Source organism: Saccharomonospora saliphila YIM 90502 (genome assembly GCF_000383795.1).
Classification (GTDB): domain Bacteria; phylum Actinomycetota; class Actinomycetes; order Mycobacteriales; family Pseudonocardiaceae; genus Saccharomonospora; species Saccharomonospora saliphila.
Genome location: NZ_KB912712.1, coordinates 116,521 through 118,580 on the forward strand (window position 1 = coordinate 116,521; position 2,060 = coordinate 118,580).

At 73.9% G+C, this 2,060-nt stretch carries 2 protein-coding genes and 1 riboswitch; of the genes, one reads left to right on the plus strand and one right to left on the minus strand.

The annotated features are described in order from the left end of the window. Positions 1-467: precorrin-6y C5,15-methyltransferase (decarboxylating) subunit CbiE (gene cbiE / locus SACSA_RS23640; RefSeq protein WP_019819154.1), on the minus strand; the 467-nt coding region annotated here is incomplete at its 3' end. Between the two features lie 27 nt (positions 468-494). Beyond that, a riboswitch (adenosylcobalamin (AdoCbl) riboswitch) is annotated at positions 495-646 on the plus strand. Positions 647-655: 9 nt separating this feature from the next. Between cbiE and SACSA_RS23645 the strand changes: the two genes are divergently transcribed. Then, on the plus strand, positions 656-2,060 hold a 1,405-nt coding region (locus SACSA_RS23645; RefSeq protein WP_083940298.1), incomplete at its 3' end, for an ATP-binding protein.

Sequence of the window (2,060 nt, forward strand, 5' to 3'; positions counted from 1 at the left end):
GCCGCGACCGTGCTCGGCGTGTCGGCGTCGGCGCTGAGCACCAGCAGCCTCCGGCCGTCGCCCGCGGTGCGCAGCACCGTGTGCGCGTCGGAGGCGACAGTGCGCACGACCTCGGTGTCCTCGGCCGACCAGCCCAGCCGCGCGCGGGCCAGTGCCACCGACGACACCGACGGCAGCACACGCACGTGCTCGGCGCCGAACCGGCGCACCAGCGTGGTGCCGATTCCGGCCAGCAGGGGATCGCCACTGGCCAGCACGCCGATCCGCCGTCCGGCGCGGCTGGTGAACAATTCGTCCAACGCGGGCAGCAGCGGACTCGGCCATGGCACCCGCTCGGCGCCGGTCTCCGGCACGAGGCCGAGGTGGCGCGCACCGCCGACGAGCACGTCGCAGGCGGTGATCTCGGTCCGCGACGACTCGGGCACGCCGGCCCAGCCGTCGGCACCGATCCCGACTACGACAATCATCACGATCGGCCACTGTAGTTGAGATGTGTGCGATGATCGGTGCGCGGTCGTCGTGGAACCCGGTGCGACTCCGGGACGGTCCCGCCACTGTGACCAGCCGCCCAGGCTGGGAGTCAGAGCTTCGACGGCTGCCTGTGGACCTGCTGGCGACGTGGGCGAGGACACCCACGCGGGCGTTGGGAGTGCGTGTGCGGCCGTATCCGTTCACAGCCGTGGTCGGGATGCCCGACCTGCGGCTCGGTCTGATCCTTTCCTCCGTGTCTCCCGCGATCGGCGGGGTGCTCGTGCGGGGCGAGAAGGGCACCGCGAAGTCGACGATGGTGCGGGCCCTGGCCGGGCTGCTGCCGGACGTCGACGTGGTGGGTCAGTGCCGCTTCGCGTGTGATCCGGCCGCGCCCGACCCGGGGTGTCCGGACGGTCCGCACGAAAGCGGTGCCGAGGCGCACACGCGGCCCGCGAGGCTGGTGGAGATGCCGGTCGGCGCGGCCGAGGACCGCGTGGTGGGCTCGCTCGACCTGGAACGCGCGCTGCGCGACGGGGTGACCGACTTCCAGCCGGGGCTGCTCGCCGGGGCGCACCGCGGAATGCTCTATGTGGACGAGGTCAACCTGCTGGCCGACCACCTCGTCGACACGCTGCTCGACGCCGCCGCGATGGGCCGGGTCACCGTCGAACGCGAGGGTGTGTCGGTGACGCACGCGGCGCGTTTCGTGCTGATCGGCACGATGAACCCGGAGGAGGGCGAGCTGCGTCCGCAGCTTCTCGACCGGTTCGGCCTGACCGTGGACGTCTCCGCCAGCCGCGAGCCCGGCGAGCGCGCCGAGGTCGTGCGCCGCAGGCTCGCCTACGAGACCGACCCGGAGGCCTTCGCCTCCGGCTACGCCGACAGCGAGAAAGCCCTGGCCGCCGAGATCGAGGCTGCCCGCACGCTGCTGCCGTCGGTGGCCCTGACCGACGACGCGCTCGTGCGTATCGCCGAGGTGTGCGCGGCGTTCGAGGTGGACGGGATGCGCGCCGACATCGTCACCGCGCGCACGGCCGCCGCGCACGCCGCCTGGAGCGGGCGCACCGAGGTGACCACCGAGGACATTCGTGTGGCCGCGCGGCTGGCGCTGCCGCACCGGCGCAGGCGCAACCCGTTCGACGCGCCGGGCCTCGACGAGGACAAGCTGGACGAGGTGCTCGGCGACGACGACCCCGAACCCGACCCGCCGGACGGGGGCGGTCCCCCGGACGACGGCGGATCATCCGATCAGGGCGACGGACCGGCGGACGACGATCAGGCGTCGAGTCCGGACGGCGCGGAGGGCCCTGAGCGGGAAGGCCCGCGCACGGACAGCGGTGCCGACGACCGTGGCCGGTCCGAACCGGACGGTTCTCCCGGGGACACCGGAGGGCGGGAGTCCGGTACACCACCGTCGGACCCCGGCACCGGCGAACAGGGAGACGGCGGCGCGGGGGAGAAGCAGGTGGACTCCGGCAGCCCGTACCGCTCGCGCCTGTTCACCGTGCGGGGCACCGGGACCGGTGCGCACGGCCGTCGCTCGCGCGCGACCACCGCCGACGGTCGCGTGGTCGGCGTGTGGCCGGGCG